The sequence below is a fragment of the Micromonospora sp. NPDC049049 genome (genome assembly GCF_040649115.1).
Classification (GTDB): Bacteria; Actinomycetota; Actinomycetes; order Mycobacteriales; family Micromonosporaceae; genus Micromonospora.
Genome location: NZ_JBEZEX010000009.1, coordinates 26288 through 38466, shown reverse-complemented (window position 1 = coordinate 38466; position 12179 = coordinate 26288). Strand labels below are relative to the sequence as shown.

General features: G+C 72.1%; 9 protein-coding genes and 1 pseudogene. 7 read left to right on the top strand and 3 right to left on the bottom strand.

Annotated features, from left to right (window positions below; translation table 11 throughout):
• Positions 1–440: 440 nt before the first annotated feature.
• From AB0B68_RS11870 to AB0B68_RS11860, 3 genes are read right to left on the bottom strand one after another with little or no spacing between them, the layout of a single operon-like run.
• Positions 441–1124 (bottom strand): VTT domain-containing protein, encoded by a 684-nt coding sequence (locus AB0B68_RS11870; RefSeq protein ID WP_357259635.1) that lies wholly within the window; start codon positions 1122–1124, stop codon positions 441–443.
• Positions 1121–1840 (bottom strand): glutamine amidotransferase, encoded by a 720-nt coding sequence (locus tag AB0B68_RS11865; RefSeq protein WP_355007678.1) that lies wholly within the window; start codon positions 1838–1840, stop codon positions 1121–1123. Before AB0B68_RS11865 ends, AB0B68_RS11870 begins: the two co-directional genes overlap by 4 nt.
• Entirely contained in the window at positions 1830–3077 is a 1248-nt protein-coding gene (locus AB0B68_RS11860; RefSeq protein WP_355007801.1) for a MurT ligase domain-containing protein, read from the bottom strand. Before AB0B68_RS11860 ends, AB0B68_RS11865 begins: the two co-directional genes overlap by 11 nt.
• Positions 3078–3432: 355 nt before the next feature.
• On the opposite strand from AB0B68_RS11860, the gene mraZ reads away from it, so the two are divergent.
• From mraZ to mraY, 7 genes and pseudogenes are all read left to right on the top strand, one after another.
• Positions 3433–3864, top strand: coding sequence for a division/cell wall cluster transcriptional repressor MraZ (gene mraZ / locus AB0B68_RS11855; protein WP_030488958.1), 432 nt, complete (start codon positions 3433–3435; stop codon positions 3862–3864).
• A 206-nt stretch (positions 3865–4070) separates the two neighbouring features.
• A pseudogene (gene rsmH, locus AB0B68_RS11850) lies at positions 4071–5181 on the top strand (16S rRNA (cytosine(1402)-N(4))-methyltransferase RsmH).
• Positions 5171–5776: a hypothetical protein gene (locus tag AB0B68_RS11845; protein WP_357259632.1), complete on the top strand. Its 606-nt coding sequence runs from the start codon at positions 5171–5173 to the stop codon at positions 5774–5776. The pseudogene rsmH and the gene AB0B68_RS11845 overlap by 11 nt, the downstream one beginning before the upstream one ends.
• Positions 5777–5779: 3 nt before the next feature.
• Positions 5780–7987 (top strand): penicillin-binding protein 2, encoded by a 2208-nt coding sequence (locus tag AB0B68_RS11840; protein WP_357259629.1) that lies wholly within the window; start codon positions 5780–5782, stop codon positions 7985–7987.
• Between the two features lie 52 nt (positions 7988–8039).
• A complete protein-coding gene (locus AB0B68_RS11835; protein WP_357259625.1) occupies positions 8040–9602 on the top strand; it encodes a UDP-N-acetylmuramoyl-L-alanyl-D-glutamate--2,6-diaminopimelate ligase in 1563 nt (520 codons plus the stop codon).
• Positions 9599–10996 carry a UDP-N-acetylmuramoyl-tripeptide--D-alanyl-D-alanine ligase gene (gene murF, locus AB0B68_RS11830; protein WP_357207568.1) on the top strand — a complete coding sequence of 466 codons (1398 nt, stop codon included), beginning with the start codon at positions 9599–9601 and terminating at the stop codon, positions 10994–10996. Before AB0B68_RS11835 ends, murF begins: the two co-directional genes overlap by 4 nt.
• Entirely contained in the window at positions 10993–12117 is a 1125-nt protein-coding gene (gene mraY / locus AB0B68_RS11825) for a phospho-N-acetylmuramoyl-pentapeptide-transferase (RefSeq protein WP_030334519.1), read from the top strand. The genes murF and mraY overlap by 4 nt, the downstream gene beginning before the upstream one ends.
• The last annotated feature ends 62 nt before the right edge of the window (positions 12118–12179 follow it).

The following is a 12179-nucleotide window of genomic DNA, read 5'->3' as shown; positions in this document are numbered from 1 at the left end:
CCAGACGCTCAGGGTGCGACCGTCTCGCGACACCCAGGCCGTGGTCTGGCCGTCGGTGGTCACGTGGGTGGGGGCATCCGGCCGCGGACTCGGCTGCGGCACAGATGCAGCCTCCTGGTTCGGGCAGAGCGCGTTCAGGCGGCCCGTGGCGCGATCGAACCAGAGCAGGTCGAGGCCCTGGGCGCCGACGAGGCGGCCGGTGAATCACCCGGCGTGCACGCCGCGAGCAGCGCCGCCGCGAGGTCGCGACGAGGGCGACGGCCCGGGAGCCGATCCTTGCTCGGGGCAGGGGCTTCATGGCCGCAGCGTTAGATCGCGCCCGCGCTGCCCGATGCCCTGCCGGCGAGATCGTCGTCCGGCCGTTACCACCGCCGAACCGACAGCATCTGGTCATCGACGTCCGCAGCCGGCCCGGGTCTGCTCGGCCCTCCGCCGCGGGGTCAGACCGGCATGCGACGGCGGCGGCGTTCGGCGCGCCACCACTGGTGGATGAGGACGAGGCTGGCGATCAGGCCGAGGCTGGCCGGGGCGGCGGCGTACCAGTTGACGTGGCCGGGGGAGCTGACCGCAGCGCCGATTGCCGCGTACCCGAAGGCGGTCGGCGCGGACGCGATCACGCTGCCGGCCAGGAACGGCAGCACTCGGGCGCCGGTCGTGCCGTAGCCGTAGCTGACCAGGCCGAAGCCGGCGATCGGCAGCAGCCGGACGGTCACCACACCGAGCACGCTCTGCCGGGCGAACCAGCCGTCGAGGCGGGCCAGTCGACCGCGGACGCGTTCGGCCACGAACTCCCGACCGAGCAACCGGCCGACAGTGAACCCGATCGCCGCCGCCACCAGCGCGGCGCCCAGGGCGTACGCGGCGCCTTCCAACGGACCGAAGATCGCCCCTGCGGCGAGCGTGATGAAGGTCCGGGGCACCAGCGCGACAAGCAGCAGCGCACCACCGAGGATCGCCGCCACCGGGGCGAGGTCGCCCAACCGGTCGGCGACCAGCGGCAACTGCGCCGGATCCGGCCGGGGCACCAGCAGCAGCAGTAGACCGCAGCCGCCGATCAGCAGCACGAGCAGGGCGAACCGGGCGGCCGACGGCTGCCGGAGCAGCCGCCGGACGGCACGGATCATGCCCGAGCGGCGGCCACCGCGGAGCGGCGCTCGTTGCGGAGCCGGTCCGACCAGGTGTCGTCCAACGGCGGGAGCTGGTGTGCCCCGGTGGCCCAGCGCAGCAGCAGGTCGGCCAGGGCCGGGTTGCGAGCCAACGCCGGCCCGTGCGAGTAGGTGCCCAGCAGCTTGCCGCGCCACGCACCCTCGGTGGCGCTGTCGTTGCCGACCCCGGCGGTGACCCGAGCCAGCGGGGAGACCTCCGGACCGAGGTGGGTGCGGCCGCCGTGGTTCTCGAAACCAGTCAGCGGGGGCAGGCCCAGCCGGGGGTCGATCTCACCGGCCAGCTCGCCCACGGCCCGGCTCTCGCCCCGGTCGGAGTGAAGGTCGAGCAGCTCCAGCCCGCGGCACTGCACACCCTTGGCGAAGAACGAGGTGCCGAGCAGTTGGTAGCCGGCGCAGACGCCGAACACCACCGAGCCCTGCGCGACGGCGCGGTGCAGGCCGCCGTCGGCCAGCAGCCGCTGGGCGCCGAGCGCCTGCGGGCCGTCCTCGCCGCCACCGACCAGGTAGATGTCGGCGGTCGCGGGCAGCCGTTCGTCGGAGCGCACCTCCAGCACCTCGACCGGCATCCCACGCTGACGGGCCCGCCGGGCGAGGATCAGGGCGTTGCCCCGGTCTCCGTACGTGGAGAGCAGGTCGGGGTAGATCCAGACGATGCGCAGACTCTCAGATGACACGGTCCAACTCCGCTCGGATGTCCTGGAACGCGGTGTAGTTCGCGATGACCTCCAGCCGCCCGGGCGGGACCGACCGGAGTGCGTCGTCGAACGTGCGGACGTGCTGGAACGGCACGTCGTTGACGTCCAGTCGAACCGCCAGGTCGTATGCCCGGTCACCGGTGATCAACACCTGCCGGCCCCGGAGCGGGGCGAAGTCGACGTCGTAGAGCCAGGAGGTGTCCAGACCGTCGGGATCGCGCGCGTTGATGGAGAGCAGGGTCGGCGCGTTGTCGGCCATGTCGAACGCCTCCAGCCAACTGGCCGGGTTCTTGGCCAGCAGCAGCCGGATGTTGCGCCCGTCCTTGTCGACCTGCGCGTAACGGCCGGCCACCGAGGTGACGATGCCGAGGCGGGACACCGCGTCGACCGGGCGGACGCCGAACTCGGCGGCCACCGCCAGCGCTGTCGCCGCGTTGCCGAGGTTGACCTTGCCGGGCAGTTGGAGGGAGACCTTGTGCCAGGCACCGGTGGGATCGAGCACGCCCTCGTCCTCGACGACCCAGTGCGGCTCCGGTCGGCGTAGCGGACAGCCGGTGCACCACCACTGCTCGCCGGAGCGCTGGATGGTGGAGCCGCACTCCGGGCAGACCCAGGAGTCGTCGTGCCACCGTTGGCCGGCACTGAACCACGTCACGTGCGGCGGGTTGATGCCCCGGGCGGGGTCACCCGGTGGGGTGGCGGCCCACACGACCAGCGGGTCGTCGGCGTTGGCCACCACCCGTACGTTGGTGTGCCGGACCAGCGCCGCACGCCAGAGCTGCGCCATCATGGCGACCTCCTTGGCGCGGTCGAGCTGGTCGCGGGAGAGGTTCAGCAGCGCGACCACGTGCGGCTCGGTCGCCTCCAGCACCTGCGCCAGGTAGTGCTCGTCGACCTCCAGCACCGCGTACGGGGTGCTGCCGGCCTTGGCCAGCGCCGAGGTGTGCCCGCTGGGCATGTTGGCGCCGAACGAGTTGGTGGCGACCCGGCCGAGCACGCCGACCGCGGCGGAGGTCAACCGCGTGGTGGTGGTCTTGCCGTTGGTGCCGGAGACGAGCGCGATCGCGCGCCCGGCCGACAGGTGGGCGAGCAGGTCCGGGTCGATCTTGAGGCCGATCCACCCGCCGATCACTGAACCGTCGCCACGGCCGGCCGCCCGGGAGAGCGCCGCGGCGGTCCGTGACACGGAGCTGGCCACCTTGGCCCGTAGGGGCATTTTCGCGTCCGTCACGCGAGCGAGGTTACCGGACCGCCGGCATCACCAGATCGCCGCCGACGGTGAACCGTTCGGCCGTGGTGACCGCGCGGGCGGCCGGGTCGGCGTCCCCCGGACGGAGTCGATCAATGTCGGAAAGCGGACCACGCCGAGGGGCGGCTGAAGCCCTCCACTCCGCTCCACCCCCTGTGACGTGCGGTTTTGCCCCCGGGTAGGGCGCGCCACGCGGGCGAATTTGGTTGCGGGTGGAGGGAAGTGGAGTAGAGTGGGGACCAATGGTGAGGCCGGGAGGGCTCACCGGCCCGGGGGGTCAGCGGCGCCGCGAACGCCGCTCAAGGGCGAGGGGGTTGGGCCGATGTTTCTCGGCACCCACACTCCGCGCCTGGACGAAAAGGGCCGGTTGATCCTTCCGGCCAAGTTTCGGGATGAGCTGGCGGGGGGTGTCGTGGTCACCAAAGGGCAGGAGCGCTGCCTCTACGTCTTCCCGACCCCTGAGTTCCAGCGGATCGCGGAGCAGTTGCGCGCACAGCCGATGACCCACAAGGCGGCCCGGGCCTACAGCCGGGTCTTCTTCGCCAGCGCGCACGACGAGGTTCCGGACAAGCAGGGCCGGGTGACCATTCCGGCTCACCTGCGTGCCTACGCCGCGCTGGACCGCGAGTTGGTGGTGATCGGCGCGAGCACGCGGGTGGAGATCTGGGACAAGGTCGCCTGGGAGACCTACCTCGCCGAGAGCGAAGACGACTTCGCCGACATCGAGGAGGGGGTGCTGCCCGGCGGTCTGTAGGGCGGTAACGGCGCCCGACGTACTGCGAGATCTCCAGCCGCTTTCGAGTTCCTGGCATCACTTCCCCGGTGCCAGGCGCACGATCCAGTCATTGGGCGACGGTCCGGTGTCAGGCGGGAGCGGATGGGGATCTGGCGGTACGACGGCAGCGCCGTCCGACGACAGGCGCACGAGAAGAACGGACGTTTCAACCAGTGGGGGTCATCATGGGGGAGTTGCGCGGCACGCACGTGCCGGTGCTGCTCGAGCGGTGTCTCGAGCTGCTGGCCCCCGCGCTGGGTCGAGGCGGCCGGACGGTCCACGTCGACGCGACGCTCGGTCTGGCCGGGCATGCGGAGGCGGTGCTCGAGGCGCATCCGGAGACGGTCCTGATCGGGCTCGACCGGGACACCGAGGCGCTCGCTCACGCGCGGGTCCGGCTGGCCCGGTTCGCCGACCGGGTGCACCTGGAGCACGCCGTCTACGACGAGTTGCCGGACGTACTGGACCGGCTGGGCTATCCGGCCATCGACGGGATCCTGTTCGACCTGGGTGTCTCGTCGTTGCAGTTGGACGCGCCCGACCGAGGGTTCGCCTACGCCCAGGACGCGCCGTTGGACATGCGGATGGACCAGACCCGGGGGGTGACCGCCGAAGAGGTGGTCAACACGTACGCGCATCCGGACCTAGCCCGGGTGCTGCGGGTCTACGGCGAGGAGAAGTTCGCCGGCCGGATCGCCTCGGCGATCATCCGGCAGCGGGAGCGGGCCCGGATCACCTCGTCCGCGCTGCTGGCGGAGCTGGTTCGGGATTCCATTCCGGCACCAGCCCGACGAACGGGCGGGCACCCGGCAAAGAGAACGTTTCAGGCTTTACGGATCGAGGTAAACAGAGAGCTGGCAGCGCTGGAGACAGCGTTGCCATCTGCACTCGACGCACTGACCGTGGGCGGTCGCATGGTGGTCCTGTCCTACCACTCGCTGGAGGACAGGCTCACCAAGGCGGCCCTCACGGACCGGGTCCGCAGTAAGGGCCCGATTGACCTCCCGGTCGAGCTCCCCGGGTCCGGTCCGACGTTCCGGCTGCTCAGCCGGGGCGCCGAACTGCCGGGGGAGGCGGAGGTCGCCGCGAACCCGCGAGCCGCCTCGGTGCGGCTGCGGGCCGCGGAGCGACTCGATCCGAACGCGACAGAGCAGGGGCGGACCGACCGCGAACGGTCTCGCCGACGGGTGAAGGGAATGCACCAACCGGGCACGGGGTCCGCCTGATCCGTGGGGGGTCAGGGGCACCGGGACGGCTAGAGGGACGGACGTTGAGGGGGAGGGACATGAGCATTGACAAGCGCGACCGCCGGGACGTCACCGGCGGCGGGCAGCGCGCACCGCGGTCGGGGGGCCGGACCGCGGCGGAGCGGGCTCCGCGCCTCGGTAACGGTACGTCACGCATCGATCGAACGAATCGGCAGGGGGAGACTCGCGCCCGGGGGGCGCGCGAGTTCCCGACTCAGGGCACCGCCGCACTGCGACCGGTCGAGAAGGCCGCCAGCGCCACCAGTGCCCGGCCGCCGCGGCTGCGGGTGGCGCCGCCGCCGCCGATCTCGGTGCCGCGTGCGCCGTTCGCGGCGCTGATCGTGGTGCTGGTGGTCGGCGGGGTGCTGGGCATCCTGGCGGTCAACACCAAGATCAATGAGAACGCGTTCCGGCTGGAGCGGTTGCAGCAGCAGCAGGCTCGACTGGACCTGGAGAAGCAGGAACTGGACAAGCAGATCGCCGACTTCGAGGCGCCGGGCAACCTGACCGCCGAGGCACGGCGGCTGGGCCTGGTCGACGCCGGCGAGCCGGGCTACATCCGGCTGCCGGACGGCAAGACGATCGGTGTGCCGCAGCCGGCGAACGGCCAGCCGTCGGTGACCAGCCAGGGTGCGGGAGGCTGACCGGTGCCACCAAGGTCGGACGAGCCGCGCCGGGACCCTACGGGGTCCCGGCGCGGTTCTGCGCGTGACGCCAGGCCCGCCGACGGTGAGCCGCGCACCGGCGAGCCGGGCATCGGGGGCATCTCCGGCGCCCGGGCGTACACCCCGAGGGGCCGGACCGTCCGGGAGGAGCGCGGCACGCCGGCGCGCGGCCAGGGCGCCGAGCAGCGGCGTACGCCGCGCAGCACCCGGTCCGGCGACCCGTTCCGGCCGGCTTTGCAGGTGCTCGACGGCGGTCGGGCCGCCGCCCGGGCCGGCCGGCGCGACGCTCCGGCCGCCGGACGCGGTGGGGTGGTGCGCACCGTCGTACCGCGTACCCCCCGTGGCCCGGGTGGCGACGAGCCGCCGCCGCGTCGCCGGACCACGCCACGCGCGCCGCGGCGCACCGACCGACCGGCGGCCCGGCGGCCCGCGCGAAAGCCACGACGTCCGCCGAAGCTGGCCGACTCGCGGCTGCGGCTGCGGCTGGGCACAGTGCTCGCCCTGACGCTCTTCGCCACCATCGGGATCCGGCTGATCTTCCTCCAGACGGTCGACGCTCCGGCGTACGCCGGGGGCGGCATCAGCGACCGCCTCCGCACCGTCGAGCTGCCGGCGCCGCGGGGCGCGATCTACGACAGCACCGGCGCGCCGCTGGCCCGCAGTGTCGAGGCACGGTACGTGTACGCCGACCCGACCGAGGTGGAGGATTCGGCCGCCGTCGCCAAGGCGCTCTCCCCGCTGCTCGGCATCGCGGTGTCGAAGCTCGTCGAGCAGATGAAGCCCCGCAAGCTGGACGACGGCAAGCCGTCCCGATTCGTGTACCTGGCGCGGGGAGTGGAGATCTCCACCGCCAAGCGGGTGCAGGCGCTGGAACTGTCCGGCATCGGGGTGCACCGCGACGAGCGCCGTGAGGTGCCCGGTGGTGACCTGGCGGCCAACCTGATCGGCTTCACCAGTCAGGACATGGTCGGGTTGGAAGGGCTGGAGGCCCGCTACGACGACGTGCTCGCCGGTCAGGACGGCAAACGGGTGTACGAGGCCGGCCTCGGCGACCTCGCCGCGCCGATCCCCGGTGGCTACAGCCGGACCACTCAGGCCAAGCCGGGCAGCTCGCTCGCTCTCACCCTCAACCGCGACCTTCAGTTCCGAACCCAGCAGATCCTCAGCGCGGGCATGGCCAAGGCGCCGGGCGGCACCGGCGCGGCAGTGATCATGGAGATTCCCTCCGGCGCGGTCCTGGCGCAGGCCAGCAACCCGACGTACAACGCGGCGAAGCCGACGCCCAGCGACCCGGTGGCCCGGGAGGACGCCGCGACCAGCTTCGTGGTCGACCCCGGCTCGGTGCACAAGGCCATCACCTACGGCGCGGCGTTGCAGGAGGGCGTGATCACGCCGGACACCACGCTGCCGATCGCCAACAGCATCGAGATGGGCGACACCTGGTTCTCCGACACACACCCGGCCGACGGCAGGCGGATGAGCGTGCCGGGGATGCTCGCCTACTCGTCGAACGTCGGCACCATCACCATCGCCGAGAAGCTCGGCCGGGACCGGTTGATCGACTACCAGAAGCGGTTCGGGCTGGGTAAGCCGACCGGCGAGGGGATGCCCGGGGAGGCCAGCGGGCGACTGCTTCCGGCCGACGAGTGGAGCGGGTCGTCGCGCGGGTCGGTGCCGATCGGGCACAGCGTCGACGCCACGCCGTTGCAGATGGCCGCCGCGTACGCCGCCATCGCCAACAACGGCACGTATGTGCAGCCGCACCTGGTCAAGGAGGTGATCGGCCCGGACGGCAAGCGCACCCCCGCGCCGGCCCCGGTGACCCGGTCGGTGCTCAGCCCGCAGAACGCGGCGGCCCTGCGCACCATGCTGGAGGCGGTCACCACCGTCGACGGCGCCACCGGTGTCACCGCAGCGGTCCCCGGTTACCGGGTCGCCGGCAAGACCGGGACCGGGTGGCGGCTGGTGAACGGCAAGAAGCAGCCCGGTGAGGTGTCCTCGTTCATCGGCATGGCCCCCGCCGAGAACCCCCGCTACGTGATCGCCGTCTTCGTCTACGCGCCCAACGGCGGGGGCGCGGCGATCGCCAATCCAGCGTTCCGCGACATGATGCAGTTCACTCTGCGTCACTACCGCGTGCCACCCTCGACCGGCGGATCCGCGCCCAAGTTCGTGGTCTATCCGCGCTGAGCAGCGATGGCGGGACATCATCGGTGAGTGCCGACGAACCACCGGGGCGGCTGTGCGGCCGGAACCGGACGACCGGGTAGGGTCTGACGCCGTGCCCGGCAATCCACGTCCACGTACCGTGACCGGAGTCCGGCTCGGTGATCTCGCCGTCCGGCTCGCCGTCGACCTTCCGGCGGACGCCGCCGCGGTGGTCGTCTCCGGGGTCACCCACGCCAGCCAGGAGGTTCGCCCCGGCGACCTGTACGCGGCGCTGCCCGGTGCCCGTCGGCACGGGGCGGAGTTCGCCGCCGGTGCCGTCGAGGCGGGTGCCGTGGCGCTGCTGACCGACCCGGCGGGTGCGGAGTTGGCGGCGGGAACCGGCCTGCCCGCCCTGGTGGTGCCCGACCCGCGTGCCGTGCTCGGCGAGCTGGCCTCGGCCGTGTACGGCGACCCGACCGCCGACCTCACGGTGATCGGGGTGACCGGCACCGCGGGCAAGACGTCCACCGCGTACCTGATCGAGTCGGGGCTGCGGGCCGCCGGGCACACCACCGGGCTGGTCGGGACTGTGGAGACCCGCCTCGGTGATCTGGTGATCGACAGTGTGCGCACCACTCCCGAGGCGACCGACCTGCACGCCATGCTGGCCACCGCCCGCGAGCGTGGGGTCACCGCCGTGGTCATGGAGGTCTCCAGCCACGCGCTGGCCATGGGCCGGGTGGGCGGGGTCCGGTTCGCCGTCGGTGGTTACACCAACTTCGGCTCCGACCACCTGGACTTCCACGCCGACAGCGACGACTACTTCGCCGCGAAGGCCCAGCTCTTCGACGGGCGCTGCGCGGTCGAGGTGCTCAACCACGACGACCCGGCGTTGAAGCCGCTGCTCAAGCCGACCACCGTCACCTACTCGGCGGCCGGTGAGCAGGGCGCTACCTGGTGGGCGGACGGTGTGGGCGGCGAGGGGTACGCGCAGCGGTTCACCGCACACGGCCCGGACGGCGTGGCAGTGTCCGCCGGTGTCGCGCTGCCCGGCCGGCACAACGTGGCCAACGCGCTGCTGGCCATCGCCGCACTCGTCGGCGCCGGGGTGGACCCGGTGACCGCTGCGACCGGTGTGGCTGCCTGCGGGGGCGTCCCGGGCCGGCTGGAGCTGGTCGACGTCGCCGCGCCGGTGCGCGGGGTGGTCGACTACGCCCACAAGTCGGACGCGATAGTGGCCGCGCTTGCCGCGCTGCGCGAGTTGAGCGCCGGCCGACTGATCTGTGTGATCGGCGCCGGTGGGGACCGGGACCGGGGCAAGCGGCCGGTGATGGGTGCCGCCGCGGCGGAGGGAGCCGACGTGGTGCTGGTGACCGACGACAACCCGCGCACCGAGGATCCGGGGGAGATTCGCGCCGAGGTGCTGGCCGGGGCGTACCGGGCCGGCACGGCCGCCCGGATCATCGAGGTGGCGGGCCGCCGCGCCGCTATCGACGAGGCGGTGCGGCTGGCGGAGCCGGGCGACGTGATCGCGCTGCTCGGCAAGGGCCACGAGCGCGGCCAGGAGGTGGCGGGTCAGGTGCTTCCGTTCGACGACAGCATCGAGTTGGCCGAGGCGCTGCGGGCCCGCTTCGGGGACCTGGCGGGCCAGCGGTGATCACGCTGAGCCTGGCCGAGGTGGCCGCGGCGGTCGATGGGCGGCTGGTGGCCGCCGACCCGGCCACCACAGTGACCGGTTCGGTGGAGTTCGACTCGCGCAAGGTGGGGCCCGGCTCGCTCTTCGTGGCCTTCCCGGGGGAGAAGGTCGACGGGCACGACTACGCGGCAACCGCGATCCAGGCCGGCGCGGTGGCGGTCCTCGGCAGCCGAGAGGTGCCCGGGGTGCCGATGGTGCTTGTCGACGACGCCCTGACCGCGATGGGCCGACTGGCCCGCGCGGCGGTGGACCGGCTGACCGGGCTGACCGTGATCGGCGTGACCGGCTCGTCCGGCAAGACCACCACGAAGGACCTGATCGGGCAGCTCACCTCCCGGCTCGGGGCCACTGTCGCGCCACCCGGCTCGTTCAACAACGAGCTGGGGCACCCGTACACCGCCCTGCGGGCCGACCCGGACACCCGTTACCTGGTGATGGAGAAGGGCGCGCGCGGGATCGGGCACGTCCGTTACCTGTGCGAGCTGGTGCCGCCCCGGATCTCCGTGGTGCTCAACGTCGGCACGTCGCACATCGGCGAGTTCGGCTCGCAGGACGCCATCGCCGTGGCCAAGGGCGAGCTGGTCGAGGCGCTGCCGCCGGACGGGCTGGCCGTGCTGAACGCCGACGACCCTCTGGTGGACGCGATGGCGGGCCGCACGCAGGCCCGGGTGGTCCGCTACGGCGAGGCGTCCGACGCCGACGTGCGCGCCGAGGACGTCACGCTCGACGTGCGGGGACACGCGTCGTACACCCTGGTCACCCCGGAGGGACGCGCGCCGGTGCGGCTCCGACTGGCCGGCCGCCACCAGGTCTGGAACACCCTCGCGGCGGCGGCGGTCGCCCGGGAGCTGGGCATGCCGCTGGCCGAGCTGGCCACGGCCCTCGGCGAGCTGGGGCTGGTCTCGACCCGACGGATGGACGTCTTCGACCGCCCCGACGGGGTGACCGTGATCGACGACTCGTACAACGCGAACCCGGCCTCGATGGCGGTAGCGGTGCGGGCGCTGGCGAGCATGGGCCAGGGGCGGCGTACCGTCGCGGTGCTTGGTTACATGGCCGAGCTGGGCCCGTTCGAGTACGACGGCCACGCCGAGGTCGGCCAACTCGCGGCCGAGCTGGGTGTCGACCGGCTGCTCGTGGTGGGTGAGCCGGCCGCGCCGATCCACGAAGGCGCGACAGCGGTAGCAAACTGGGGAGGAGAGTCGGTGCTGCTCACCGATCAGGCGGCGGCCGTCGAGGTGCTGCGCAGCGAGCTACGACCGGGCGACGTCGTCCTGGTCAAGGGCTCCCGGTACCGGACCTGGGAGGTGGCCGACGCACTGCGCGCCGACGCCGGTGGGGAGCCGACCCGATGAGGGCGGTCATCGTCGCCATCGGGGTGGCCTTCCTCGTCTCGCTCTTCTGCACCCCGATCGCGATCAAGGTGTTCACCCGGCTCAAGGCCGGTCAGCCGATCCGGTCGGACGGCCCCGCCATGCACCAGGGCAAGAAGGGCACGCCCACGATGGGTGGCGTGGTCTTCATCCTGGCCACTGTGATCGCGTACGTGGCCGGGCACCTCGCCCTGACCACGCTGCCGGATCAGCAGATCGCCCAGGTGGAGCCGACCATCACCGCGCTGGTGCTGCTGGGGCTGATGGTCTTCTCCGGCGCCGTGGGTTTCCTCGACGACTTCCTCAAGGTACGCAAGCGCAACAGCGCCGGGCTGAACAAGCGCGGCAAGTTGCTCGGGCAGATCCTGGTCGGTGCGGTCTTCGGGGTGATCGCGCTGTGGTTCCCGAGCACCATGACAAACGGTTCGGGCCTGGCGACAAACACCGAGACGGTGGGCAGCACCACGCTGAGCTTCATCCGGGACATCGACTTCCTGGAGGTCAGCAAGGTCGGCGCGGTGATCATCTTCATCTTCGTGGTGATGGCCGCGACGAACGGCGTCAACCTCACCGACGGCCTGGACGGCCTGGCCACCGGCGCGTCGGTGATGGTGCTCGCCGCGTACGCGCTGATCGCGTTCTGGCAGTACCGGCACTGGTGCGCCGACCCGAACTACACCCAGCCGTACTGCTACGAGGTCCGCGACCCGTTGGAGATCGCGTTGATCGCCGGGGCGGCGGCGGGAGCCTGTGTGGGCTTCCTCTGGTGGAACACCTCCCCGGCGCGGATCTTCATGGGCGACACCGGGGCGCTGGGGCTGGGCGGTCTGATCGCCGGCATGGCGATGTCCACCCGCACCATCCTGCTGCTGCCGATCATCGGCGGGCTCTTTGTGATCATCACGATGTCCGTGGTGATCCAGATCATCTCCTTCAAGACCACCGGTAAACGGGTGTTCCGAATGTCCCCGCTCCAGCACCACTTCGAGTTGGCCGGCTGGAGCGAGGTCAACATCGTGGTGCGCTTCTGGATCATCGCCGGCATCGGCGTGGCCATCGCCCTGGGCCTGTTCTACAGCGAGTTCCTCGCCAACATGACCTGAGCCGCAGGGACCAACACCCCGCGCCCATCCCCTCATCCCGTCGATCTTGCACTTTCGGCTGG

Coding starts and splice junctions, on each gene's coding strand:
- AB0B68_RS11870 (WP_357259635.1), bottom strand. CDS start 1,124: ATGATCCGTGCCGTCCGGCGGCTGCTCCGGCAGCCGTCGGCCGCCCGG.
- AB0B68_RS11860 (WP_355007801.1), bottom strand. CDS start 3,077: ATGCCCCTACGGGCCAAGGTGGCCAGCTCCGTGTCACGGACCGCCGCG.
- mraZ (WP_030488958.1), top strand. CDS start 3,433: ATGTTTCTCGGCACCCACACTCCGCGCCTGGACGAAAAGGGCCGGTTG.
- AB0B68_RS11845 (WP_357259632.1), top strand. CDS start 5,171: ATGAGCATTGACAAGCGCGACCGCCGGGACGTCACCGGCGGCGGGCAG.
- mraY (WP_030334519.1), top strand. CDS start 10,993: ATGAGGGCGGTCATCGTCGCCATCGGGGTGGCCTTCCTCGTCTCGCTC.